The organism is Curtobacterium pomorum (genome assembly GCF_044497295.1).
Lineage (GTDB): Bacteria > Actinomycetota > Actinomycetes > Actinomycetales > Microbacteriaceae > Curtobacterium.
Window position 1 is genome coordinate 1,293,929 of sequence record NZ_CP172409.1, and the last position, 23,052, is coordinate 1,316,980.

Here is a 23,052-nt window from a genome sequence, read left to right on the forward strand (position 1 = left end):
GGTGAAGATCGGCGGGGCTGCCGGCCGACGCATCGCGCCGCCAGCAGCCCGAGCCGAACACGGGTCAGAGGGTATCGAGGATCTCGTTCATCGTCGTGATCTCAGCGCTTTGCCCGTCGATGACCTGCTGCGCCAGTTCGAGTGCGTAGGGGTTCTGGCCCTTCTCGAGTTCGGTTTCGGCCATGTCGATCGCGCCCTCGTGATGGACGATCATGCCTTCCAGGAACAGGCGTGCCGCCTCGTCGCCGGTCGCGTTGTCGAGGGCGGTCATGGCGGTCTCGTCCATCATGCCGTCGTCGCCCATGTCGTGACCGGCTGGGGCGTCGTCGGGGTTAACGCCCCAGTCTTCGAGCCATCCGGTCATCGTGTCGATCTCGGGCTGCTGGGCGTCTTTGATCTGCTGGGCGAGGTCGGTGACGCGCGGGTCGATGTCGTCTTTGGCGAGGATCATGTCGGCCATCTCGACGGCCTGTTCGTGGTGCGGGATCATCATCGTCGCGAACATTTCATCGGCGGAGTTCGCCTCCGACGAGGTCGATGCTTCGGGGCTGCTGGAGTGTGAGCTGTGATCGGTTCCGCCCGTGGTGTCATCGCCGGCTGTGGAGCAGCCGGTGAGCACGAGCGAGGCGGCCAGAGCGGTTGAGAAGAAGGCGATGGTGCGAATACGCATGAGGTGAGTGTCCTTATCGTGTCATTCGAAAATTGGGGGTGATCCGTCGCCCGGACAGGGCGGAGCCCGCCAACCCCGAAAGTTCGGGGCGAGCGGCGGGCGGTGCGGATCAGGTACGACTGATCGACAGGACGTGCAGCGACGGTGGGCGCGGCTGCGGAAGAGAGCGGAGTAGCACGCCCAACTGCGTGCTGATCGACGGCAGTGGCAGGAACCAGGGGCCAAGCAGCCGCGGCACGAGCAGGACGAGGGCGACCGAGAGCAGAGCGAGCACGCACATCATCAGCTGCATCGCATGGTCGTGCGCGGCCCCGCCGCAGCCGTCGCCTGAACATATGCCCGTGCGCGCAAGTACCACAGGGGTCGATGCATCATGGTGCGACGCCGACTCAGCAACGGCATTGTGGTGCGCCGAGGCGGAGTGGGTGGCGTGAGCGGCCGTCTGGTTGTGTCCCACCCCGGGCGTGGCGTGTCCGACGGAGAGGGCGTGCATACCGAGCAGCCCGGCGATGACCAGGAGGGCGATTCCGACGCTGAGCAGCAGACCATGCAAGGTCCTTGCTGCGACGCGGTGCTCACGCGCTGAACCCATCGGCCCCCCTTCCTCTCCCTGGTCAACGATAGTTCGGTCAGGCTGCCCGATCCAGCGCAGCTCGCGTACTCGCTTCGGGGGTGAGGTCGAGGCGACGCAGCAGCTGCGCGTTGACGGCGACGACGATGGTCGACAAGGACATCAAGATCGCGCCGACCGACATCGGCAACACGAACCCGACCGGGGCGAGTACACCGGCCGCGAGGGGCACGGAGATGAGGTTGTAGCCGGCCGCCCACCACAGGTTCTGTTTCATCTTCCGATACGCCGCCTGCGACAGCTCGATCACCGACAGCACGGAGCGGGGGTCGGAGCTCGCGAGGATCACCCCGGCGGAGGCGATCGCGACATCGGTGCCGGCGCCGATCGCGATCCCGACATCGGCCTGGGCGAGTGCCGGGGCGTCGTTCACGCCGTCGCCGACCATCGCCGCTTTGAGGCCTTCGCTCTGCAGCGCGGCGATCTTCGCGGCCTTGTCCTCGGGCCGCACCCCGGCGAACACTCGGTCGATGCCGAGCTCCCGGCCGACCCGCTGCGCGACCGCGTCGGCGTCGCCGGTGATCATCACGACCTGCACGCCGTACGCGTGCAGCGCGCCGACCGCGTCGCGGGACGCCGGGCGGATCTCGTCCGCGAGCGCAAGCCCGCCGACCACCCGGCCGTCGATGGCGACGTGCAGGATGATCGCACCCTCCGCCCGCCACGCATCCGCCTCGGCGACCTCGGCGGCGCCGAGCTGTTCGAGCAGGCTCGGCCCGCCGACGCGCACCTCGTGGCCGTCCACGCTCGCCGTCACCCCGACCGCCGGCGATGAGGAAAACCCTGACGCGGCCGGAATCGCGAGCTGCTTCTCACGGGCGGCGCGGACGATGGCCTGCGCGAGCGGGTGCTCGCTGTCGGCCTCGGCCGCCGCAGCCAGCGTGAGCAGTCGATCCGCCTCCATGCCGCCGGCAGGAGCGGTCGCCGTGACGACGGGTTCACCCTTGGTGAGCGTGCCGGTCTTGTCGAACACGACGACATCGATCGTGCGCATGCTCTCCAGCGCGAGCCGGTCTTTCACGAGCACGCCGCCCTTCGCCGCGCGCTCGGTCGCGATCGACACCACCAGCGGGATCGCCAGGCCGAGCGCGTGCGGGCACGCGATCACGAGCACCGTGATCGCCCGCACGACCGCATCATCCGGGCTCCCCACCAGCGTCCACGCCGCGGCCGTAATCACGGCCGCGGCGAGGGCGAACCAGAACAGTAGCGCCGCCGCGCGGTCGGCGATCCGCTGCGCCCGCGACGACGACGCCTGAGCTTCAGCCACGAGGCGCCCGATCCCCGCCAAGGCGGTGTCATCGCCGGTCGCGGTGACCTCGACCCGCAGACCGGAGTCGGTGGCGACCGTGCCCGCCGTCACCGTGTCGTCCACGCCACGAGGGACGGGGCGGGATTCGCCGGTGACCATCGACTCGTCCATGTCCGCGCGGCCATCCACGATCCGCCCGTCCGCCGGCACGCTGCCGCCCGGCCGCACGATCACGATGTCGCCGACCCGCAGTTCGCTCGGCGCGACCGTCTCCACCCGGTCGCCGTCCACCCGCTCCGCCTCGTCCGGCAAGAGCGCGGCCAGGGAATCCAACGCCGATGTGGTCTGGGCGAGGGAGCGCATCTCGACCCAGTGTCCGAGCAGCATGATCACGATCAGCAGCGCCAGCTCCCACCAGAACTCCAGCGCGTGATCCAACAGCCCCAGCGTCGCACCCCAGGACGCGAGGAACGCGACCGTGATCGCTAGGCCGATCAGCAACATCATCCCGGGCCTGCGGGCGCGGAGTTCGCCGACCGCGCCGGTCAGGAACGGCCGCCCGCCCCAGATGTACATGACTGTGCCGAGCACCGGCGCGACCCACGACCCCCAGCCGGGGACCCCGTAACCGACGATCATCGCGAACATCGGCGAGAACGCCACCACCGGCACCGCGATCAGCAGATTGATCCAGAACAGGCGCCGGAACTGCCCGACATGATCCCCGTGCCCGCTATGGTCCCCATGCCCGGTGTGCTCCGCGTGCATCTCGTGCCCAGCGTGCATCTCGTGCCCAGCGTGCATCTCGTGCCCGGCGGACGCGGAACGCCCCTCCTGCGCCTCATGCCCCGACGTGTGATGATCGCCATGACCCGGGTGACCTGCGCGGTCTGCACGATCTGCGTCCCCCTCGGTCGACACGGGCCCAGACGGATGCGCTCTCGCACCGTGATGGTGCGCATGCGGATCGGACATCGCTCACTCCTTCGCTATCGCACCCGGTACGGATGCATCACCCACCACAACCGAATACCCCCACAGGGTATTCCAGCGAGTCATGGCCTACAGCAACCGTCGTCGCAGTGCTCCGGCTCACGTTCCCCGGTAAGGACCGCGACCGGGGCCGCGCAACAGGCATCCCCGCGCCACGCCTCCACGCCTTCACGGATCGCGAAGACCGCGATCACGAGCGCGGCAACCGAGTCCGCCCACGCCCACCCGAGCAGGCTGTTCAGCAGCAGTCCTGCCAGCAGCGCGGCGGAGAGGTAGGTGCAGATCAGGGTCTGCTTCGAATCCGCGACCGCGGACGCGGAGCCGAGCTCGCGTCCAGTGCGTCGCTCGAACCAGGACAGGAACGGCATCACGATCAGACTGAGGGCGGCAATCGCGATCCCGACCGGGGAATGCTCCGGCTCCCGCAAGCCCGCCAGCGACAAGATCGCGTCGACGGTGACGTAGGCAGCGAGAGCGAAGAACGACACCGCGATCACCCGGAGGGCGACCTTCTCCCGCTTCTCCGGGTCCGGGGCGGCGAACTGCCATGCAACCGCCGCCGCCGACAGGACCTCCACGATCGAGTCGAGTCCGAACCCGATCAACGCCGCCGAGGATGCGGCCCCGCCAGCGATGAGGGCGATGACCGCTTCGATCACGTTCCAGGTGATTGTGATCCCCACGACGATCCGGATCCGCCGCCGGAGTACCCCGGTCCGCTCCAGTGTCAGTACCGCCGCGCTCACGGCGCGACCTCGGGGGTGCAGCAGCCCGGCACTTGGCAGGCGGGGTCAATGCACGGCACCTGCTCGTCGACTGCGAGCGTGACATCTAGGAGCGCGGTCAGCGCTGCGGCGAGGTGGGGGTCGGCGATCTCGTAGCGGGTCTGCCGGCCCTCGGGTTCGGCGACCACGATCCCGCACCCGCGCAGACAGGCCAGGTGGTTCGACACGTTCGTCCGCGTCAGCTCCAGCTCGCGGGCGAGCCGCGCCGGGTAGCCCGGGCCGTCGAGCAGGGAGAGCAGGATCCGGGAGCGCGTGGGGTCAGCCATCGCCCGGCCGAGCCGGTTCATCACGCCCACCCGAGAAGCAATAGTCAGCATAAACTGACCATACAGCGATCGCTGACTGATCGGCAAGGATCGGGCTTGTCACGGGAAGACATTCGTTCGTCAGAGTGACGGGTTCCGCGAACTTTGAATACGGGATAGCCTGAGGGCACATCGAGTACTCAAGTTCCGACAAAACCCTTCAATATTTCGACGAACTTTTAAACTTTCGCGGCGGCGCGGGCGCTGGTGTCGAACAGTCGGTTTTCGGCGGGGTGGAGCTGGTGCTGGATGACGTAGGACTTGCCCTTGATCTTCCACAGTCCCTGCCCGACGCCGAGCGTGGGCAGCAGGGACTGCTCGGTACCGGTCAACCCGAGCGCTGCGGAGGTCGGGCCGAGCTGATCCGATTCTTGCCGGTAGATGATCCTGGTCTCTGCGTTCGCCAGCAGGGAGTTCGCCAGGCCGCGCATGGCTGACCCCTGGTCGCCGACATTGTCGAGGTCGGAGACCTTGTGGAAGATCATCGCGTTCGCGATGCCGTAGGCGCGGGCAAGCCTCCAATGGGCATCCATCCGCTTCAACAAGGCCGGCTGGCTCATGAGCCGCCAGGCCTCGTCATAGATGCACCACCGTTGACCGCCGGCCGGGTCGAGCAGGGCGGCCTCCATCCACGCCGATGAGCAGGTCATCAGCACCGAGATCAGGGTGGAGTTCTCGGTGACCTGCGACAGGTCGAGGGAGATCATCGGCAAGGACGGATCGAACACCTCCGTCGAGGGTCCATCGAACAGGCCGGCCAGGTCACCGGCGACCAGGCGGCGCAGCGCATGGCCGACCATGCGGCCGTCCTCCTTCAACCGCCCGTCCTCGTCACCGGTCGGGTCGAGGAGGTGATCGACGACCATCGGCAAGATCGGCACGGCGTTCTCCCGCATGGTCGCCGACAGTGCCGTGTCGATCGCGGTGTGCTCCAACGGGCTCATGGGCCTGGCCAGCACCGTCTCCGTCAATGCGCCGATCAGGTCGCGGCGCCGGGAGGTGACCGTCGCGGTCCACTGCTCATCGCTCATCCCCGCCGGCCGGTACCCCTCATCGAGGGGGTTCAGGCGCGACGGCAGGCCGTGGCCGAGTTTGATCGCCCGCCCGCCGACGGCCTCGGCGACAGGGGTGTGCTCGCCTTTCGGGTCGCCGGGGATGTAGACGCGGCGCCCGAACCCGAGCGACCGCGTATAGAGGCTCTTCGCGAGGCTCGACTTGCCGGAGCCGACGATTCCGGCGACTACGACGTTCGGGGCGGTGATGACCCCGTTCGCGTATAGCACCCAGGGGTCGTAGACGAACGAGTCGCCGGAGTAGAGGTCTTGGCCGATGAACACTCCGTGGGAGCCGAGGCCACCTTCGGCGAGGAACGGGTAGGCCCCGGCGAGCATCGCGGAGGTGTCCTGATGCTTCGGGAGGCGGAACCTGCCCGGCGTGCGGAGTGTGGCGGGGCCGGGCTCGCCGGCGGCGGGCAGATATCGGGTCGCCCGGCGCTCGGCCCGCTCAGCGGCCTTCTTCTCCCGCGCCTTGGCCCGTTCTTTCTGGCGCTGTTCGGCGACGAGCTCCGCGGCGGCGGCTCGGCGTTGCTTGCGTAGCCGGCGCCGCTCCTTCGCGGGGGCGACGAGGACGGCGGAGTGCAGCTTCTCGCGGTCGCCGCTCACCGGAACAGCCCCCGGTTCTCGGCGACCTCGTCGATCGCGTCCGGCCGGAACCTCGACGCTGCGCCCGATCGTGCAGGTCCGCTATGTCGCCCCCGCCGCGGTTCAGGCTCCGGTAGAGGCGGGATTGCGGTGCCGGAGGCCGGAGCGTCGGGGTCGGGGGCGTCGATGCGGCGGGACAGACCGACGTACCGCAGGTCGGGGCTGTAGGTGAGGGCGTAGTCGCCAGAGGTGGCGAGCCGGTCGGCGGCGCTCTGTGGGGCGGTGTCGTAGACGTAGCCGTTCTCCATCGCATCGCTGATGGTCTCCTCGCCGTGGTCCCAGCCGGCGAGGTAGGCGATCGCGGCGTCGGTGCTCTGCCGGTCGATGATCTCCATCACTGGGTCCGCTTCCTCGCCTTGGAGGAACACGATGCTGACCCACCGGTGCTGCGGATCGTCGGGCTTCCATGCGATTTGCCCCGCCTTGCCGGAAGCCTGGTCGAGGGAGACTTCGGCCTGGTCCATGCGGGCAGACGCGGTGCGCAGGGCGTCGATCGTGTCGCTGATGAGCGTTCTTGCGGCGAGTGGATCACCGTGATCGGTCGTCGCTCGTGCCGCACTGCGGTGATGGTTCTGGGCGAGCTGATCGGTGACCTGGGCCAGGTACCGGGTGCTGGCCAGCAGATTCCCGATGACTTCATACATGGCGCGCGGGTCCTCGATGGTGATCGTGGCGTGCGCGAGCCCGCGCAAGGCCTCGGCGGCTTCACGGGCATCGGCGGCAGGGTCGTGGAACGTCGGCATGATGGCCTCTTTCGCATCGGGGTGAGCAGGGCAGCGCCCCGGCTCCCGGAGCGAGAGGGAGTCGGGGCGCTGTACTTCCCAGGTGCGCACGGCTCTGCCGTGTCAGTGGTGCCGGATAGCGTTGCCAAGCAGGTGAGTCGAGAGGAGCCAAGTTGGGATCACAGCAGTACCGCGGGGAGCTTGAGCGCAAGCGTAAGCAGCGGGTCGATGCGGAGAAGAAGGCCGGTGAGTACCGGAACAAGGAGTCGAAGAAGCGTGCCGAGGCGGACAAGGCGCGCCAGGAGGCGGCGAAGACCACGAGCGCGTCGACACAGAGATCGAAGCTGAGCCGGGCCGCCCAGCGCGATAAGGAGGCCGCGACCGCCGGAAGCGAAGCGAACAAGTGGCAGGGCAAGGCATCCACCTACCGCAAGCAGGAAGCGGACCTCCAGTCCAAGCTCGCACGCGCAGAGCGCTCCGAGGCCGACGCGGCGGAACGCAAGCGCAAGCGAGAGCAGACCGCGGCCGATCGGCGTGCAGCCGCCGAACGCGCGGCAACCGAAGCGCGATTCGACCGCACGGAACACGCTGTCGGCGAAGCGCTCCGGGAATTACGTGCACCCAAGCCAGAGAAGCTGCGTGTGCTGTTGCTCGGCGCGTCCTCCGAAGGCGATCTACGTGTCGGGCGAGAGCAGAAGCGCATCCGATCCGCAGTCGAGTCCGCGCTGCACCGGGACCTGATCGAACTCGATGTCCGCCCTGCTGCGACCGCGAGCGACCTGTTGGACGGCATCACCAAATTCCGTCCGCACGTCGTGCACTTCTCCGGACACAGCAACGAAGACCTCATCGTCTTCGAACACGACACCGACGCGCCGCACGACGGGCACGTTGTCACGGCACGCGCGTTCTCACGCGCCATCGCTGCTACTGACGACCCGCCGCTGCTCGTGCTGCTCAACGCCTGCAAGTCCGCCGCACAGATCGATCAACTGGTCGCGGACGTTGTCCCGTTCGCTATCGGCATGGCCGACAGCATCGATGACGGAGACGCCATCAACTACGCGGCCCAGTTCTACGCCTCCATCGCGAACGGCCAGTCGGTGCGCTCGGCTCATTTGTCCGGGCAGGCTGCGTTGGAGATGGCCGGCCTCGACGGTGCCGATCTGCCGACCCTCGCCGCAGCTCCCGATGTCGACCCCGGCGCCACAGTCCTGGTCAAGCCCACCGACTGACCACATCTCAGATGCGGCGTGCGATGGGCAGGGCGGCGGCGGTGAACGCGGCGGCTTGCTGCCCGACGAGCCGTCTGGTCTCGCAGGAGGCCTGAATCGCGGCCTGCTCGATTGCGGCGACCGCAGCGTCGAGCTCCTCAACAGTGGGAGCGGTGACGGCGATGAGGCCGGTGTAGCGCAGCACCCCGTGCCCGGCCGTCAGGTCGGCCTCCTGGCGCAGCACGTCCTCGTATTCGGCGGTCTGGGACGCGTCCTGGATCTGCCCGATCTTCGCCCGCTGCGCCCGGTCGCTGATGTATTCGACCTTCTTCTTGCGGATGTCACGCACGGCCTGATCGGTCCGCAGCGGGGTGCAGATCAGCGAGATAGACCGCTGAATCCCCGTCGATAGGGCCACAGGGGCGAGGAACCCCGGATAGACCATCGCCCGCGGCCACTCGCTGATCCACAGCACCGCATGGTGACCCGAGTCTGTGCGCAGCCGATCCCACGTCTCGGCGACCGCGACCGGGCCTGCCGTGGCGAGGTCCTGGCCGAGCTGCCCGTGGCGTTCCAGGGTCGGGCCGATGGCAGGGTCGTAGGCGGTGCGCAGCATCACCGCGAGCTTGCCGGTCGACAGCCACCCGGAGGGGTCGAGGTCGGCGGCTCGCAGCGCGGAGACGAGGGTCGTCATCTCCTGCCGCAGTACGTTCGCCGCTCCCTTGATGCCGCCGCCGGCGGTGCGGATCTGCCGGCCTGCCGCCTTCATGTCCAGGCTCAGCGAGAGCGTGGTGGCGTGTCGTTCCCCGGCGGGACCGGCCCTCTGGATGAGCTCGGCGTAGGTGGTCGAGGCCCAGGAGTCGTCGTGGGTGCCGTGCTCGGCCCACCATTCCGCCAGGCCCTGCCCGGAGGCGGGCAGGGTCCGTTCCAGCACTTGCAGGGCGCTGACTCTCCCGGAGCGGCAGATCGTCGCCAGTACCCGGCCCCAGGCGGTGACGCGGCGGTTCTGTTCGGACGGGTCCAGCAGCACGAACGCCGGATGCGTGACCTCCACCACGACGGTGAGCGTGTTCGCGGTCGGGTCGTGGATCATCCCTGCGCCGGTCTCGGGGTCGGTGTACTCGCGCAGCCTCGCCATGTCGCCGGGCAGTGCGAGGGTGCCTTCGGGCCGCGGGGTCATGATGCGGCGGCGGTAGAGCAGTTGCCCGCCGGTGGTGCGCCACAGCCACCAGGCGCACACCGGGATCCATTCGACCAGCGCCCGGCCGCCGACCTTCACCCACGTCAGGGTGATCGCGGCTAGCCAGACGGGGGCGGAGTAGGCGATGAGGATGCCGCCGCCGGCGTAGAGCGCCCCGATCAGGGAGGCGCCGCCGAGGCCGAGGGCGATCATCTGCGACAGGGAGAGCCCGAGGATCAGGCCTCGGCGGGTGAGGCGGGAGAACTTGACCGGCACCAGCTCGCCGGTCGTCTTCGTGTCGTCGGTGCGTGGCATCGCCTACTCCTTCCCTTCGGTCGGACCCGGATTCGGGTTCGGTTCGTTCGGGGGGTTCGGCATCGGCGCCGACGGAGGCGGCGGGGTGCCACCTGAACCCCCGTTACCGCCGGGTTCGGCGGTGGTGCCGGTGTTGTTCTGTGCGCCCGCGGCGGCAGTGTCGGCCTGGTTCCCGACTTCGTTGCCGGCCTTCGGGCCGGCCTCGGCGGCTTCTTTGGCGACCATGACGCCGGCTACGACCGGAGCGGCAGGCCCGCTGCTCGCGGCGGTTTCCGTTCCCGCTTCGGCGGTCGCGGTCTCGGTGCCAGCCGTCTCGGTGCTGGCGGGCGGTTTCGCCGCGGGCGGGCTCCCGCCGCCGTCGCTGTCGCCTCCGCTGTCGCCGGAGCCGTCGAGGATTTTCTTCGGGCCGTCGCCACTGGTCTTGGAGGGGATGGGCAGTGGCCGGTTCATGGCGTTCTTCGCGTCCTGCTCGGCGCCCATCGAGTTGTAGAGGTCGAAGCCGACGAAGCTGATGAGCCGGTAGACCATGTAGGGGGCGAAGGCGGCGATTCCGAGTAGCACGATCCCGGCGATGGGCTCGGTCACCGCGGTCAGGCCGGAGTCGATGGGGGTCGCGACCTGGGTGATCGCGACCAGGAACACGACAACGAGGACGAGCTTGGACACAATCAGGGCGATCAGGAAGGTCACCCATTTCCCGATCCACCCCTTGGTCACATCCCACGACGCCCCTGAAAGGGCGAGCGGGGCGAGGACGACGGTGACGAGGATCAGCGCCTTGCGGATCAACAGCGAGAACCACACGATCCCGATAGCGGCGATCATCAGCCCGGCGAGGAAGATGCTGACGATGGCGCCGACGCCGGGCGCGGCGATGTTCAGCCCGGATAGAGCCTGACTGAGCAGGAGGAGCTGGTTGCCCATCGACTCGGTGGTCTCCCCGGCGGCCTGGATGAGACCGATGCAGAGCTGGTCGACGACCTCCAACAAGACCGTGGTGAGGGTGATGACCACGAACGACCCGAGGATCGACTTCCCAGCCCCGAGCGCGGCACGAGACAGGGCGGTCGGGTCGCGCTGGATCATCCCGGTGATGAGCTGGAGGAAGAAGAAGATCGCGACGATGAACAGGGCGATCCCGAAGACGATGTTGTAGACCGACACGAACCCGTCCTGGTTCAGGTCGACCAGGGTGGTGGTGTCGAAGACGGTCCACATCGTCTCCATCAGCCAGGCCGCGGCCCCGGCCATCGAGGACGCGAGCCAGTCGAACGGGGCGGCGATCAGGCTCGCGGTGCCCTCACCGACTGCGTCGCACACATTGGAGATGACGGGGATGTCGCACACGCTCACGGCGCACCCCTCCTTTCACGCACAGAGGAAGGGGTCAGACCTGCTGGCCGACGGTCCAGCCGAAGTTCACAAGCGCGACGGCTGCGCCGCAGATCACGGCCGCGCCGCAGGAGATCAGCAGCCCGGTCTTCCCGCGACCGGCGAGGTGCGGGTTGGACGAGTTAGAGCCGTAGGCCCACACGATCGCGGAGACGATCAGCGCGAGGACGGCGAGGATCAGGCCGACGGTCATCACGGCGCCGACGATGGTGCGCAGCTGCTCGATGCCCGGCAGACCATTGGAGTTGGGGTCGATGTCGATCACGATGTGCCCTTTCACGAGACGAGAGACAGTTCCGACCGCCAGGTGCACCCCTTGTTCCCGGAGACACGAAGAACGGCGCGCCCCCGGCGGTGCCGAAGCACCCCGAGGACGAGCCAGAGAGACCGACGAGCGGCTTGGTTAGAGCTGGTCGCCGATGGTGATGAGCCAGTTCAGCCACGCGACGCCGGCGCCTGCGAGGATCGCGCCGGCGAAGGAGACGAACGCCCCTGCCCGGCCGCGGGCCGCGAGCTGGTAGTTGCCGTTGCCCGAGCCGATCGCCCAGCAGATCGCGGAGACGATCAGCATCAGCACCGCCACGATGAGCACGAACATCAACAGCGCACCGGCGACCTCTCGCAAGTCGTCGATGCCTGACAAGCCCTCGAAATCCGGGAAGACCTCCATCACGCCCCCACCGGCAGGGTCGGATGATCGAACTGCGCGAATAGCCTGCGTCTCATCGTCATGCCGACAGGTGCGCCGACGGTCCTCTTGCGACTGCTGGCCGGTGGGATGCCGCGTTGCTCTCTTGCTCGTGTTCCGCGTTACACCACACCCAGAACGGAATACCCAGGTGGGGTATTGTGTTGTGTCAGGTGCCCGCCCCGTCGCTGCGATGTGAGGCGGGCACGACCGTGAGTGTTGCGTGCAACTGGGCGCTGTGCGAGTGAAGGAGTGGAGATGACCTCGAAGGGGCAGACCGGGGGCGGGTTGATCCCGCTGCTGGTGATCGCGACAGCCCAGTTGATGCTGGTGCTGGATGACTCGATCGTGAACATCGCGTTGCCGAGCATCCAAGACGAGCTCGGCGTCGCGGCGGTGCATCTGCCCTGGGTTGTCAATGCCTACATCCTCGCGTTCGGTGCCCTCTTGCTCCTCGGTGGCAGGATCGGTGACCTCTGGGGTCGCAAGCGCACGCTGCAAGTCGGGATAGTGATCTTCATCGTCGCGTCTCTCGTCGGTGGGCTCGGGCAGAACACGGCCATGCTGGTCATCGCCCGCGCAGTCCAGGGTGTCGGGGCGGCAATGGCTGCCCCGAATGCGCTCGCGCTGATCGCGACGACGTTCGAGACCCGCAAGATGCGCGACACCGCCCTCTCGCTCTACGGGGCGATGTCGGGCATCGGGATCGTGATCGGTCTGCTCCTCGGCGGCATCCTGACCGATCTGCTGGATTGGCGGTGGGTGTTCTTCATCAACATCCCCATCGGCCTGCTCGTCCTCCTTGGCTCGCGCACCCTGGTTGCGGCGGAGCCGCACACCGGGCGACTCGGCACACTCGGGGCGGTGCTCGGCACCGGCGGCATGGTCGCCCTGGTCTACGCGATCACCCGCTTCGGCGAGGACGGCTTCACCGACCCGATCGCCTACATCCTGGTCGGCGCGGCCGTGGTGCTGCTGGTGGTGTTCGTGCTCACCCAGCGCGGCAGCCGGAACCCGCTGGTGCCGCTGGCTCTGTTCACCGATCGCAATCGCTCGGGCGCGTATATGACGATGCTGGGGCTCGCGATCGGGCCGATGGGCACGTTCTACGTCATCACCCTCTACCTGCAGCAGGTCCGCGAGTACAGCCCGCTGATCACCGGCGTCTCCTGGCTGCCGTTCGCGATCGGCATCATCCTCGGCGCCGGGATCGCGCCGAAGCTCCTGCTCAAGACCGGCCCCCGCTACATCGCCGCCGCTGGAGCGCTCCTGGGCGCGGCGGGTGCGTTCTGGTTCTCCCGCATCACCGTCGACACCGGCTACTGGACGGGCATGGTCCCGGCGATGCTGGTCATCGCCGTCGGATTCGGGATCGGTGTCATCGCTCTCACCCAGGCCGCGGTCTATCGGGTCGAGCCGGACAAGGCCGGGATCGCCTCGGCGCTGCTGAACTCCGCCCAGCAGATCGGTGTCGCTCTCGGCTTGGCGATCCTCGCCAGCATCGCCGCCACGATCACCGCACGCCCCGACAATGCCGCCCTGCCGTCCGGGGAGGCGCTGGTCGCCGGATACAGCACCGCGCTCGTCGCGGGCAGCGGCATTCTCATCGCCGCCGCACTCCTCGCGCTTCTCACTCTCAACGCGAAAGCCAACACCGAGGCAAACTGAACGCAGGCCGATCCCGGATCGGCCTGCGCGAACTGAAAGGAATGAAGATGACCGAGCATCACCACGACATGCATGCCCACAACCCCGACGGTGGAGCACCCCCAGAGGGAATCCAGGTGGCGTCGAACCCGACCTATCCGGTGGGGTCGACCGTGCTCCTGCGCGCTGATCACATGCCCGGCATGGATGGCGCTGAAGCGAACGTCTCGGGCGCGTTCGACACGACGACTTACTCGGTCAGCTACGCGCCGACCACCGGTGGCGAGCCGGTAATCGACCACAAGTGGGTCGTGCACGAAGAACTCGTCAACCCCGGCCCCGCCCCGCTCGCTCACGGGTCGCATGTGACCCTGCGGGCGGATCACATGGCGGGGATGGAGGGCGCGGAAGCCACGATCGTGAGGTCCACGAACGAGACCGCCTACACGGTCGACCTCGACATGGACGGCATGAGAATGACGAACCACAAGTGGGTCGTCGAAAGCGAGATCCAGCCCCTCCGTTGACCCGCAATCCCGCGCCAGAGCGGGGCCTCATCTAGCCGACGTCACCGGGGCGAGGCAGCCTGGCGGTTCCAAGAGACGCCGACCGATCCGCGAGCGGATCGGCGATCAGGCACTCGTATACGGGCTACAGCAGCGCCTATTAATCGGCCCCGGGATCACACATTAGATGTAACTTCGGACCTTACTCTCGGACGGTGATGTGGAGGTGGTCGAAGTGCCCGCCGGTGACATTGCCGGGGTCATGCATGCCGCCGCCGGAGTAGTCGCGCCACCCCTCGTCGGCGCGGGCGAGGGACCAGATCTTCCCCTGCCAGATCAGGTATTCGACGCCGAGTGTCTCGGCGTGCTCCATCAGCCAGTCGGTGACCTGCCACCCGTACTCGAGCTGGGCCGGGGTCGGGTACTGGCCGATCGCGTTCCCGAACGCCACGTCACAGGCCCGCCCCAGCGGATGCTCCGACTTCTGGCCTGGGCGGGGCGAGTAGCACGCCCACGTCGATTCCGGGAATGCCGCGAGCGTCTGCTCGTAGACGCTGAGCATCCGGACGGTGATCTGCCCGTCCGTGGTGGGGTCGTCCACCAGTTCGTCCGGGTCGCCCTCGACCGGGGCCGGATCACCCGGCGCACCCTCGGTGTCGCAGTCCTCCTGCCCGGACGGGGGCACGTCGGCCTCGTCCAGGTCGGCGGCGTCGTGGTCGTTGAGCCATTTCGCGGGGTCGATGTACTCGCCGTCGGTGCCGCCGTCGCGGACCTCGAAATGCAGATGCGGCCCCGTGGACATACCGGACGAGCCGACGTCGGCGATGTGCTGCCCGGCTCGCACCGTGTCGCCGGCGCTGACATGGATGCCGTTCTCCCAGGTGTGCGCGTATGCGGTCGCGATGGTCTTGCCGTCAATACGGTGCTCGATGACGACGAGTCCGCCGTACCCGCCGGAGAACTCCGCGACCCTGACGGTACCGTCGGCGGCGGCGAGGATCGGCGTGCCGTCCGGGGCGGAGAAATCACTCCCGGTGTGGAAGGACTGCTCTCCGGTTATCGGATGTACCCGCGGTCCGAACGGGCTGGTGGGCACCCAGGTGCCCTCTGGGAGCGGGAACACCACCCTCGACCACTCTGCCGCCGGCTCCGCAGCGTCCAGCACGGGCGTGCCTGCCGGGCTGGCGGCCCCGCTGCCGCTGCCGCTGCTGGTGAGGGTGGCGAGGATGTCGTCGGCGACGGGCTCGTAGTTGTCGTACCGGTCCGGGTACGCCGACACCTCGACGGCCTGGGCGGCTTCGCCCTTGCCCATCTGCTCCCAGTCGGGAATGTCCAACAGGCCCCTGGGTGATCCGCCGTTGGGGCCGGTGGGGCCGCCGAAGAACGCCTCGGCCTGGTACTGCGCGTCCATGAGCTCGGCGACAGTGCCCCACCCCGATTGCGGGCGCATCTGAAACAGCCCCAGCGAGTCGTGATCGGAGCCGTTGCCGTCGTTCGGGTAGTCGCCGGACTCCGGGTAGGTCGAGGTGTTGGCGAGCATCCGCAGCGTGGACTCGGTCAGCGCGGCCATCAACGCGATCCGGATGCCGTCGCGGCCCACACCGTCGATCCCCGAACCGACCTCGATGATCGTCGCCGCATGGGTGAGCTGCTGCTTGTTCAACGTGAACGTCTCACCCTGCGCGGTGGTGACGGTCAGCTCGTCGGGGATATCGCCGACCTGCACGCTGCCGCCGGTGGCCGAGCAGGATGCGGCGGAGGGGTTGACGAGCAGCCCGACCGAGACGAGGACGCCCATCGGACCGAGCAGGGCGAGGGCGGCGAGCCCCGCGATGATCTTGCGCAGCATCAGAGCGTCCCCCTGTCTCAGCGCAGGGGCTGGTCGAGGATGGACAGCCGAAGCAGGTAGCAGGGGTCGCCGCCGGGCGGGCAGGTCAGGAAGATCGTGAACGCCACCTCATGCGCGCTCCGGGTCTCCTCGTCGTTCCAGATGCCCTGCCGGTGGCGGATGCCCTCGACCGTGTAGGCGGTGGTGCCGGGCTGCAGTTGCCCCGGCTGCGCCTGCGATTCGGCCTCCGCCCACGCGCCGGGCACGAACACCTCGGTGATCTCCAGCCGCTGGGTGGTGGAGTATTTACGCAGCTCGACCCAGGTGTCGCGGTTCGGGAGGTAGCCGGCGATGTCGGAGGCGAGACCCGCCTGCTCGATCCCGGAGGGGTCGGCAACGGCCAGGAGCACGCTGGTGTAGTCCAGCGGAATCAGCCCGGTGGTCGTATCCCACCCGAACAGTGCTTCGGCGACGGCGCGGGCGAACTCTTCGGGGTCATCGGTCTCGGGAATCGGAGCCAGCTCACGCGGTGCCCGGCCCGTGTCGGCCGGTGCGGTCGGTGACGGACGTGAAGGCGGTGGGTCGCTGGTGGTGCGGGGTCCGGAGACCAGGCCGTAGATGCCGACGCCGACCAGCAGCAGGACGACGACAGCGGCCGAGATCAGCGCAACCAGCCGGCGGCGGGAACGAGGGGTATCTGTCGAGTTCATGCCCAGCAGGTGCGCCCCGACGCACATCCGCCCCGGCACCCCCATGCGGGGTCCGGGGCGGCGAAAAGCCCGAGGGTCAGAGGGCGCGCAGGTGCCGCACCTCACCCTCGCCCGTCGCTGCGTCGACACCCTCGTCGTGGTCAGTGTTCTGATCGCGGGCGGTCGTGAGAGTGGCGGCGAACCGGGCGGTGCCGTCGGCGATCGTCAGGAACATGTCGATCTGCTCCTCGGTGAGCTCGCGGGCGAGCACGGCCGGGTCGTAGTGCGTCCACCAGTCGGTGAGTTCGCCCCAGATCACCACGAACGAACGAGTCGTCCACACCGTCAGCCCCGCCGCCGGTGTGGCCGGCTCCTTCGTGCGGTGCGGCCGGTTCTTGGCGCGGGCGACCGCCTCCTTGGCGAGCCGGTCGAGCTCCGCGTCACGGGTCCGGGCGGGGTCTTCGATGAGGGCGCGGATCTCCTCGAAGATCGGATGCACCGGCGCCCCGGCCTCGATCCGTGCCAGCGCATCCGTTACGGCGGCTCGGGTGTCGTCGGTGAGGTCGTCGCGCAGCGCGGCCTGCTGGATCGCCTCGATCTTGTCCAGCGTTCGGTAGGACGCGGCGCCGGGGATCATAGCCGCCGCCTGCTGACGGGCCTCGCCCGCCGGCGTCGGTGACGGTGCCGGAAATTTTCCGCCACCGTCCACCGCGTCCGTTGTGGGCTGGTGGTCGCTGCTGAACCGGGATGCTTCCTGCCGGCGTGCCGCGTCCTCGGCGAGGAGGGTCTTGAGCTCGCGGTAGAGGGAAGCTGCTTCCAGCTGGGTGAGGTCTTTGTGCAGCAGGTTATCGTCCTGCTCGGCAAGCAGGTGCCCGAGCCGGTCCGAGATCCCTTGGCGCACCCATACGTTCACTACTCGCCAGCCGAGTTGCTGGATCGCCGCGAGCCGCCGGCGCCCGCAGACGAGCACCCCGTCGGGGGTGATCGTCGGGGGCTGGAGCAGTCCGTCGCGGTCGATGGAGGCGGCGAGGGCGTCGATGTCGCCCAGGTCGGTGCGATGCCGGTTCCCGATCCGGATTGAGGACACGGCGCGTTCGAGTTCGATGTGTCCGCCGCTCATCGCCGGCCCCCTCTTCTCGGGGCCGCCAGCGAGACAGTGAGCACCAGGTCGTCGTCGTGCAGCAGCACTGGCAGCGTCTCGCCGATCAGTAGCCGCAGCAGGACGCCTCGGCCCGCGCTCGTGGCGGCGACCCCCGGTGCGGGGTTGCCGAGCAGTGCCCGCAGCAGTGCCGCCCACGAGGAGCCGGGCAGGTCGAGCAGGGCGCGGGAGTGCTTGTCGCGGCGCAGCACCTCGAACGCGGACTGCCGCGACCCGGCACGGGCAAGGGCCTGGCAGACGTGCTCGACTGCGGCGCGGGCGGTGGCCGGGGGCCATCCGAGGACGGTGACGAACGCGATCGCGTCCTCCACCGCACTCGATGCCGATGTGACCGCCCCGGCCGGTTCCACCACCTCCCGCTCGCCCCCGTTCTCGTCGTCGGGGTCGGGGTCGGTGATGTGGAACGCGGGATGGTAGTCGTCCAGCGGGTTCTCCCGGTCGGAAAGGCGTTCGGCGTCGTGGAAGATCGAGTAGTGCGGGCGGCGGGCCTGATGTGTGGAGCACAGCAGGCCTTGGCCGCGTTCCTCGGCGATGCAGGTGATCCGCACTGCGTGCGTCACCACGCCCCAGGGGTCGTCGGCTTCGCGGGCGGAGCGGGTGCGCATCACCTCGAATGCGGCGCTGACGGCCTCCCACGGGTCAAGATGATGCTTCCTGGCCAGGGCGGCGTACTTGTCGGCCGCGTACCGCATGAGCCTCGCGGCGGTCGGGTCGGTGCGCCAGGCGCCCGGCCCTTCCTCGTGCAGCCGGGTCAGCAGGGCGCGCAGCCCGTCGCCGGTCGTGTAGTCCTCGCCGCCTCCTGGGGCGGTGGCGGTCGTCGTGTGCGGGATCATCGCGGCACCTCCTGACAGGCAGGTGCACGCCGACTCCCACGAGGAGCCGGTCGGTCAGGGAAAGAAAGTCGGATCGTGTGCATGGCCCCTCACCCCGGTTCACTTCCTGCCCAGACCCTGCGCCTCGGGCGCGGGCTCGTCGCGGCCGAACGCCGACGCCGGCGGCAGCCGCTTCGCGTAGGCGGCGACCTGCTTGGCACCGGTGGCGATGCCGGAACGTGCGAGGCGGAACAGGTCGTCTTGGAAGTCGATCCCGCGCCGCGACACCGCGCCCCCGGCTCGCGCCATCAGATCAGTGGGCCGCACCCAGTCGACCCCGCGGGCCGGCCGCTCCGTATCCAGTCCCTCGACGGCGTGCTGGCCGCGGTCGACGCCCGCGGCCTGGATCGCTTCGGGCGCCATCCCCGCCGACGAGTCCGGCCGCTCGGATACCGGGGCGGGGTCGGGCGGCCGCTGCTGCTCGGGTTCGTGCGGATGCTGTTCGGTGTTCATGGTGATTCCTCCTTGCCCTGTTCAGGTGGGGTGCCGGCCTCCTGCGGGCCGGACGACTCAGAAGACTCAGGCGCCTCGGATTCAGGCGGGCGGGGAAGCCACCGGCCCACGGTCGAGGGATGCACATGGAACTCGCGGGCGATCTGCTTGTTCGACCAGCCCTCCTCACGCAGTCGGGCGGCACGCTCCCGCCGATCTGAACCGGCCGCCTCGCCGCCCGGTTCATCGTTCTCGGGAGTCACCGACGCAGACGGCTCGGCGTCCTCGTTCCATGCGTGCGGAACGTCGGTCGCAGACGCGAGAAGCGGAGTCGCGGTCGGCGTCTTGGGCACAATTCCGGACACCGGCAGAGCGGGCACGGGCGCTTTGACCGGCGGCGCGGCAGGCGGTGGAGTGCCGGTGGTGTGGGTGGAGCGGATGAGGACGACGGTCAGATGCGTGGAGGCCAGCAGCACGAGCGGCGGGACGGCGGCGACGGTCGCGGCGAGCAGGCCCGGCACGTTTATCTCGGCGGTGACCAGGGCGTGTGCGGCGTTCGCGGTCACCGAAATCAGAGCGCCGGCGATCAGCAGCGCCCACGGATACCAGGCGGCCCGGTGCCCGTCGAGGGCGACCACGGCGACGGTGGCGACCACGATCAGCCCATCCACCAGCAGCGGCCATATCCACGCCTGCCCGGCCGTGATGCCCGACCGCACCGCGAGGTCGGCCAGCGCGGTGAAGCTCAACCAGAACGCGCCGGTGGCGATGAGCACGGTGCCCGACGCCGCCGTGACCACCGCCCACCCACGCCGCCGGTTCATCGCAGCCCCCTCACCGTCGCGAGCCGGTTCTCTGGGGTCGCATCGACGGCTGGCGTCGCGCCGGGCCGGGACATGCCGGAATCGCCGGCCGGGGGCGTGTCGCCGCGGATGCGTTTGTATCCGGAGGCGACGGTGCGGGTGATCTCGCGCTGTCCGAAGTCGGGTTGCTCGATGGTGAGCATCGCATCGAGCGCATCCCGGTACGAGACGCCTTCCTCGGCGAGCACGCAGGAGGCCCAGAACAGCTTGCGATTGCGATCCGTGCGCTCTCCGCCCAGCCATGTCGCCAGCTTCAACGGATCAGTCCGCCCCGGCGAACGACCCGGCGCCGGGAACCTGCGTGGCGGACGAGGCGGGGCCAGGAACGTGCGCAGCGCCGCCGCATCCAGCGCGCTGCCTGGGGTCGGGCTCTCCGAGGCCAGCCGGTACAGCTTCATCTCACCGTCGATGACCCGGCGAGAGGGTGGGGCAATGATGTAGCCGCGGTCGCCGCGGAAGTCGATCCCAGCGTCACCGGCCTGCCAGGACGGCTGCTCGCCATCTCCGGCCGGGTAGTAGACGTGCAGGCCGCCGGTCGGTGAGCGCACCAGCGCCTCCCACCCCGGCACCAGGCCGGCGCGGCGCGCCCTCCGCAACGCGGCGAACCCGTCGACGCCGTGCACATCGACATCGACCACCGACACCCCGGACGCCCGCCCGGTCGGGACGCCGATGTTCGCCGCCGGGAACCGCCCCCACCACGACTCGACCTGGCGCAGATCGGTGGTCGCGTCGTGGAAGCCATGCGCGGTGATCGGGTTCTTCCCGCCCGGCGCGCACGGGAACACCGGCACCCCCGCCACAGCGAAAGCGCGGGCCGCGACCGGCAACGGCGCCTCCGGCCCGAGCCCGGCGAGCACGGTCGTGAACGCGGTGCGGGCAACCATCACAGCCCCCGCCCGACCATCCGCTCCGGCGCACGATCCGGCTCCATCGACGGCGCGACGTTGCGGGGCTCGGAGCGTGGCGGCTGCTGGCGTGCCGCATCACGGTCAAGGCCGGGTGGGGTGCCGTCGGGTACCTGGATCGTGTCGAGCCGGTCGAGGATGTCGGTCGCGGTCTTGCGGATACGCTCACCGGCCGCCTGCACCACCTCAACCGGATTCTTGCCGTCCACGGCCGTCGCCCACCCGGCCACGTACGGGATCGTGTAATCGGAGGTGTCCATACCGTGAGCAGCGCCGATCATCAACGCGACCGACTCGGCCTCGACCTCGCCGATCCCGCGATGCTGGCGAGCCTCCACTTGATCGGGGCCGTGCATCAGGACATGGGCGAGCTCGTGGCCCTCGGTCTTCACCTGGGCCGCGTCGGGCATGTTCGTGCGCACCGCGACCTGTCGGGTCTCGAAGTTCGTCAGCCCGTTCGCGCCGCCGATCATGCCCTCGTGCGGCACCCACAACAGCTCGAACCCCTCCGCCTCGATCCGCCCGGCCAGGCCCTCGCGAAGCCCGTGGGGTGCTTCGCCGGTGAGGAGCTGCGGCTCCGGCTTCTCGGGGATCGGGTCGCCGGCGGTCTGCGAGACATCCCAGACATACGCCGGGCGCACGCCCACCATCCGGGAGCGGACCGTCTCGCCGGGCTTCGGCTTCTCACCGCGATTCAGGCGCCGCCACGAGGCCGGATCGGACGGGTTCGCGGACGCGAACCGACCGGTGACCGGGGCGAGGATCTGGTACCCGGCCTGGCCTTTCTCGACCTGGCGGCCGAGCTGCTGCCACTGCTTGTAGCCGGCGACAAAGGTCGGGAACGGTTCCGGCACCCGACCCTGCTCGAACGCGGCCTGATGCTGCTCCCAGATCAGCAGAACGTTGTTGAACGAACGCGACCGGAACCGGGCGGCGAACCGCAACGTCGCAGCCCAGTCCTCACCAGTGACCAGCCGCTCGACCGCACCGGTGAGCTTCTCATGGAGCTCGTCGAGCTTCGCCTCCCGCGCCTGGCGGGCTTCCTCCCTCGTCGCCATCGTCGGCCTCCTCTCAGCAGGATCGGCCACCACGGGCGGTGGCCGGTCCCGTACCTGCGAGGTGCGCCAGGAACTACCGACGAGCAAGACGGTCAGCGAACAACAGAGTCGATAAGTTGGCCATCAGGAACGCGGAGACACCTGACGTGGAACCACTGGACTACCAGCGCTGCCGCCCGCGTCGGGCGGGAATCGGCGATGTCCGGTCGGACACCGGACGAAGTGATGATTTCCCGGACGCGACTGCCCCTACAGCGGGCGTTCTCCACCAACGGGGCGCATGGCCCGATAGCGGCTCGGGCTGAGCCCGATGTGCTCGATGAACGCCTCCGTCGCCCGCGACCGACTGGACCACCCGACCCGCCGGCCGGCGACGGCAACCGGGAGGTCGGTTTCGCGAAGCAGCCGGGCCATCTCCTGAACACGCAACATCGTCAGATAGGCGATCGGGGTCTTCCCGAACGCCTCAGCGAACACGCGAGTCAGCTGCTGCGGGGACAATCGCACGGTCTGGGCCAGCTCACCAAGCGTCCATGGATGTGCGATGTTCTCGTGGAGGGCTTCACGGGCGAGCAGCGCTTCACGACGCAGCGGAGCAAACCGACGACCGCGTGGCAGCACCGGACGTGAGCGTGCCCGCTGCATAGGCGTCAAACGCACCGGCGAGATACGGATGTGCGGGGCGAGGACGTCCATGACCGCGAACCAGAGCGCCTGCAACCTATTGAACCGATTCGGGAAGCTCCCCTCGATGCTGAGCGCGACCATCTCATCCAGCCACGGCGCGACCATGCCCGACCGGTCCTCGCCGAGACGCAAGACCTGCGCAGGATCGGAATAGACCTTCTCCGCGAAACCCATCGCGTCGAGCCGATCATGCAGGATCGCCGAATGCTGCCAGAAGAACTGATCGAGAGCAAAGTCAGTATCGACATAGATCGAGGTGAACGTGACGAGTTCTTCGGGCTCGCTGCTGAACAGCACGTTCGGGCCGAGGAGAATCGCGTCACCGACGCTGACCGGCTGACGCCCGAACTCGCTGAACATGATCGCCGATCCCGACCGGATGAACACGATCTTGAGGCAGTCGTAGACCATCGGACCGACGGGCCGATGCATCGTGCGTGTGCGCGCGACCAGAGGGATATGCCAATGCGCAGCACAAGAGCCGCTAACCGTCTCCGGCGTGGCCGCGCAGTCCTGCTGGGATTCGTCTGATCCACTCACCAATCTCGAACGCCTG

At 68.8% G+C, this 23,052-nt stretch carries 23 protein-coding genes; 3 read left to right on the top strand and 20 right to left on the bottom strand.

Annotated features, from left to right (window positions below; all coding sequences use genetic code 11):
- Positions 1–64: 64 nt before the first annotated feature.
- The 7 genes from ACGH48_RS06225 to ACGH48_RS06255 all read right to left on the bottom strand — a co-directional run bounded on the left by ACGH48_RS06225 (position 65) and on the right by ACGH48_RS06255 (position 7,079).
- On the bottom strand, positions 65–670 hold the full coding sequence (locus ACGH48_RS06225) for a DUF305 domain-containing protein (RefSeq protein WP_396290630.1): 606 nt from the start codon (positions 668–670) through the stop codon (positions 65–67).
- A gap of 109 nt (positions 671–779) precedes the next feature.
- The gene (locus ACGH48_RS06230) at positions 780–1,262 is read right to left on the bottom strand and encodes a DUF6153 family protein (protein ID WP_396290632.1); all 483 of its coding nucleotides are present in this window, start codon (positions 1,260–1,262) and stop codon (positions 780–782) included.
- 37 nt (positions 1,263–1,299) lie between these two features.
- Positions 1,300–3,528, bottom strand: a complete 2,229-nt coding sequence (locus ACGH48_RS06235) for a heavy metal translocating P-type ATPase (RefSeq protein ID WP_396290633.1) — start codon at positions 3,526–3,528, stop codon at positions 1,300–1,302.
- An 80-nt stretch (positions 3,529–3,608) separates the two neighbouring features.
- Positions 3,609–4,292, bottom strand: coding sequence for a cation transporter (locus ACGH48_RS06240; protein WP_396290634.1), 684 nt, complete (start codon positions 4,290–4,292; stop codon positions 3,609–3,611).
- Positions 4,289–4,648: an ArsR/SmtB family transcription factor gene (locus ACGH48_RS06245; protein ID WP_396290635.1), complete on the bottom strand. Its 360-nt coding sequence runs from the start codon at positions 4,646–4,648 to the stop codon at positions 4,289–4,291. The genes ACGH48_RS06240 and ACGH48_RS06245 overlap by 4 nt, the downstream gene beginning before the upstream one ends.
- A 167-nt stretch (positions 4,649–4,815) precedes the next feature.
- The gene (locus ACGH48_RS06250; RefSeq protein WP_396290637.1) at positions 4,816–6,297 is read right to left on the bottom strand and encodes a VirB4 family type IV secretion system protein; all 1,482 of its coding nucleotides are present in this window, start codon (positions 6,295–6,297) and stop codon (positions 4,816–4,818) included.
- Positions 6,294–7,079, bottom strand: coding sequence for a hypothetical protein (locus tag ACGH48_RS06255; protein WP_396290638.1), 786 nt, complete (start codon positions 7,077–7,079; stop codon positions 6,294–6,296). Before ACGH48_RS06255 ends, ACGH48_RS06250 begins: the two co-directional genes overlap by 4 nt.
- A gap of 152 nt (positions 7,080–7,231) precedes the next feature.
- Here ACGH48_RS06255 and ACGH48_RS06260 point away from each other — a divergent pair, with 152 nt between their 5' ends.
- Positions 7,232–8,293: a hypothetical protein gene (locus ACGH48_RS06260; RefSeq protein WP_396290639.1), complete on the top strand. Its 1,062-nt coding sequence runs from the start codon at positions 7,232–7,234 to the stop codon at positions 8,291–8,293.
- 7 nt (positions 8,294–8,300) lie between these two features.
- On the opposite strand, the gene ACGH48_RS06265 is transcribed toward ACGH48_RS06260, so the two are convergent.
- The 4 genes from ACGH48_RS06265 to ACGH48_RS06280 all read right to left on the bottom strand — a co-directional run bounded on the left by ACGH48_RS06265 (position 8,301) and on the right by ACGH48_RS06280 (position 11,829).
- The gene (locus tag ACGH48_RS06265) at positions 8,301–9,767 is read right to left on the bottom strand and encodes an SCO6880 family protein (RefSeq protein ID WP_396290640.1); all 1,467 of its coding nucleotides are present in this window, start codon (positions 9,765–9,767) and stop codon (positions 8,301–8,303) included.
- Positions 9,768–9,770: 3 nt separating this feature from the next.
- Positions 9,771–11,120, bottom strand: coding sequence for a conjugal transfer protein TrbL (locus ACGH48_RS06270; protein WP_396290641.1), 1,350 nt, complete (start codon positions 11,118–11,120; stop codon positions 9,771–9,773).
- 34 nt (positions 11,121–11,154) lie between these two features.
- The gene (locus ACGH48_RS06275) at positions 11,155–11,424 is read right to left on the bottom strand and encodes a DUF6112 family protein (RefSeq protein WP_396290643.1); all 270 of its coding nucleotides are present in this window, start codon (positions 11,422–11,424) and stop codon (positions 11,155–11,157) included.
- Between the two features lie 138 nt (positions 11,425–11,562).
- Entirely contained in the window at positions 11,563–11,829 is a 267-nt protein-coding gene (locus tag ACGH48_RS06280) for a DUF6112 family protein (RefSeq protein ID WP_396291105.1), read from the bottom strand.
- A gap of 276 nt (positions 11,830–12,105) precedes the next feature.
- On the opposite strand from ACGH48_RS06280, the gene ACGH48_RS06285 reads away from it, so the two are divergent.
- Positions 12,106–13,515: an MFS transporter gene (locus ACGH48_RS06285; protein ID WP_396290644.1), complete on the top strand. Its 1,410-nt coding sequence runs from the start codon at positions 12,106–12,108 to the stop codon at positions 13,513–13,515.
- 47 nt (positions 13,516–13,562) lie between these two features.
- The gene (locus ACGH48_RS06290; protein ID WP_396290646.1) at positions 13,563–14,021 is read left to right on the top strand and encodes a YdhK family protein; all 459 of its coding nucleotides are present in this window, start codon (positions 13,563–13,565) and stop codon (positions 14,019–14,021) included.
- A 181-nt stretch (positions 14,022–14,202) separates the two neighbouring features.
- Here ACGH48_RS06290 and ACGH48_RS06295 read toward each other — a convergent pair whose 3' ends face one another.
- The 9 genes from ACGH48_RS06295 to ACGH48_RS06335 form a co-directional block, all read right to left on the bottom strand.
- Positions 14,203–15,849: a M23 family metallopeptidase gene (locus ACGH48_RS06295; RefSeq protein WP_396290647.1), complete on the bottom strand. Its 1,647-nt coding sequence runs from the start codon at positions 15,847–15,849 to the stop codon at positions 14,203–14,205.
- A 17-nt stretch (positions 15,850–15,866) separates the two neighbouring features.
- Positions 15,867–16,583, bottom strand: coding sequence for a hypothetical protein (locus ACGH48_RS06300; protein ID WP_396290648.1), 717 nt, complete (start codon positions 16,581–16,583; stop codon positions 15,867–15,869).
- Positions 16,584–16,614: 31 nt separating this feature from the next.
- A complete protein-coding gene (locus ACGH48_RS06305; RefSeq protein ID WP_396290649.1) occupies positions 16,615–17,637 on the bottom strand; it encodes a ParB N-terminal domain-containing protein in 1,023 nt (340 codons plus the stop codon).
- Complete coding sequence (locus tag ACGH48_RS06310) at positions 17,634–18,509, bottom strand: hypothetical protein (protein ID WP_396290651.1); 876 nt, start codon at positions 18,507–18,509, stop codon at positions 17,634–17,636. The genes ACGH48_RS06305 and ACGH48_RS06310 overlap by 4 nt, the downstream gene beginning before the upstream one ends.
- A 99-nt stretch (positions 18,510–18,608) precedes the next feature.
- Entirely contained in the window at positions 18,609–19,001 is a 393-nt protein-coding gene (locus ACGH48_RS06315; protein ID WP_396290652.1) for a hypothetical protein, read from the bottom strand.
- A complete protein-coding gene (locus ACGH48_RS06320; RefSeq protein WP_396290653.1) occupies positions 18,998–19,804 on the bottom strand; it encodes a DUF2637 domain-containing protein in 807 nt (268 codons plus the stop codon). The genes ACGH48_RS06315 and ACGH48_RS06320 overlap by 4 nt, the downstream gene beginning before the upstream one ends.
- Complete coding sequence (locus ACGH48_RS06325) at positions 19,801–20,730, bottom strand: bifunctional DNA primase/polymerase (protein ID WP_396290654.1); 930 nt, start codon at positions 20,728–20,730, stop codon at positions 19,801–19,803. Before ACGH48_RS06325 ends, ACGH48_RS06320 begins: the two co-directional genes overlap by 4 nt.
- Positions 20,730–21,809 (bottom strand): ArdC family protein, encoded by a 1,080-nt coding sequence (locus ACGH48_RS06330; protein WP_396290655.1) that lies wholly within the window; start codon positions 21,807–21,809, stop codon positions 20,730–20,732. Before ACGH48_RS06330 ends, ACGH48_RS06325 begins: the two co-directional genes overlap by 1 nt.
- A gap of 249 nt (positions 21,810–22,058) precedes the next feature.
- On the bottom strand, positions 22,059–22,907 hold the full coding sequence (locus ACGH48_RS06335; protein WP_396290656.1) for a helix-turn-helix domain-containing protein: 849 nt from the start codon (positions 22,905–22,907) through the stop codon (positions 22,059–22,061).
- Between the last annotated feature and the right edge of the window lie 145 nt (positions 22,908–23,052).

What these genes read in the sequence shown, in the direction of transcription:
- ACGH48_RS06225 (WP_396290630.1), bottom strand. Translation starts at nt 670, where the DNA reads ATGCGTATTCGCACCATCGCCTTCTTCTCAACCGCTCTGGCCGCCTCG.
- ACGH48_RS06230 (WP_396290632.1), bottom strand. Translation starts at nt 1,262, where the DNA reads ATGGGTTCAGCGCGTGAGCACCGCGTCGCAGCAAGGACCTTGCATGGT.
- ACGH48_RS06235 (WP_396290633.1), bottom strand. Translation starts at nt 3,528, where the DNA reads ATGTCCGATCCGCATGCGCACCATCACGGTGCGAGAGCGCATCCGTCT.
- ACGH48_RS06245 (WP_396290635.1), bottom strand. Translation starts at nt 4,648, where the DNA reads ATGCTGACTATTGCTTCTCGGGTGGGCGTGATGAACCGGCTCGGCCGG.
- ACGH48_RS06255 (WP_396290638.1), bottom strand. Translation starts at nt 7,079, where the DNA reads ATGCCGACGTTCCACGACCCTGCCGCCGATGCCCGTGAAGCCGCCGAG.
- ACGH48_RS06265 (WP_396290640.1), bottom strand. Translation starts at nt 9,767, where the DNA reads ATGCCACGCACCGACGACACGAAGACGACCGGCGAGCTGGTGCCGGTC.
- ACGH48_RS06280 (WP_396291105.1), bottom strand. Translation starts at nt 11,829, where the DNA reads ATGGAGGTCTTCCCGGATTTCGAGGGCTTGTCAGGCATCGACGACTTG.
- ACGH48_RS06285 (WP_396290644.1), top strand. Translation starts at nt 12,106, where the DNA reads ATGACCTCGAAGGGGCAGACCGGGGGCGGGTTGATCCCGCTGCTGGTG.
- ACGH48_RS06290 (WP_396290646.1), top strand. Translation starts at nt 13,563, where the DNA reads ATGACCGAGCATCACCACGACATGCATGCCCACAACCCCGACGGTGGA.
- ACGH48_RS06295 (WP_396290647.1), bottom strand. Translation starts at nt 15,849, where the DNA reads ATGCTGCGCAAGATCATCGCGGGGCTCGCCGCCCTCGCCCTGCTCGGT.
- ACGH48_RS06300 (WP_396290648.1), bottom strand. Translation starts at nt 16,583, where the DNA reads ATGGGGGTGCCGGGGCGGATGTGCGTCGGGGCGCACCTGCTGGGCATG.
- ACGH48_RS06305 (WP_396290649.1), bottom strand. Translation starts at nt 17,637, where the DNA reads ATGAGCGGCGGACACATCGAACTCGAACGCGCCGTGTCCTCAATCCGG.
- ACGH48_RS06310 (WP_396290651.1), bottom strand. Translation starts at nt 18,509, where the DNA reads ATGATCCCGCACACGACGACCGCCACCGCCCCAGGAGGCGGCGAGGAC.
- ACGH48_RS06315 (WP_396290652.1), bottom strand. Translation starts at nt 19,001, where the DNA reads ATGAACACCGAACAGCATCCGCACGAACCCGAGCAGCAGCGGCCGCCC.
- ACGH48_RS06320 (WP_396290653.1), bottom strand. Translation starts at nt 19,804, where the DNA reads ATGAACCGGCGGCGTGGGTGGGCGGTGGTCACGGCGGCGTCGGGCACC.
- ACGH48_RS06325 (WP_396290654.1), bottom strand. Translation starts at nt 20,730, where the DNA reads ATGGTTGCCCGCACCGCGTTCACGACCGTGCTCGCCGGGCTCGGGCCG.
- ACGH48_RS06330 (WP_396290655.1), bottom strand. Translation starts at nt 21,809, where the DNA reads ATGGCGACGAGGGAGGAAGCCCGCCAGGCGCGGGAGGCGAAGCTCGAC.
- ACGH48_RS06335 (WP_396290656.1), bottom strand. Translation starts at nt 22,907, where the DNA reads ATGGTCTACGACTGCCTCAAGATCGTGTTCATCCGGTCGGGATCGGCG.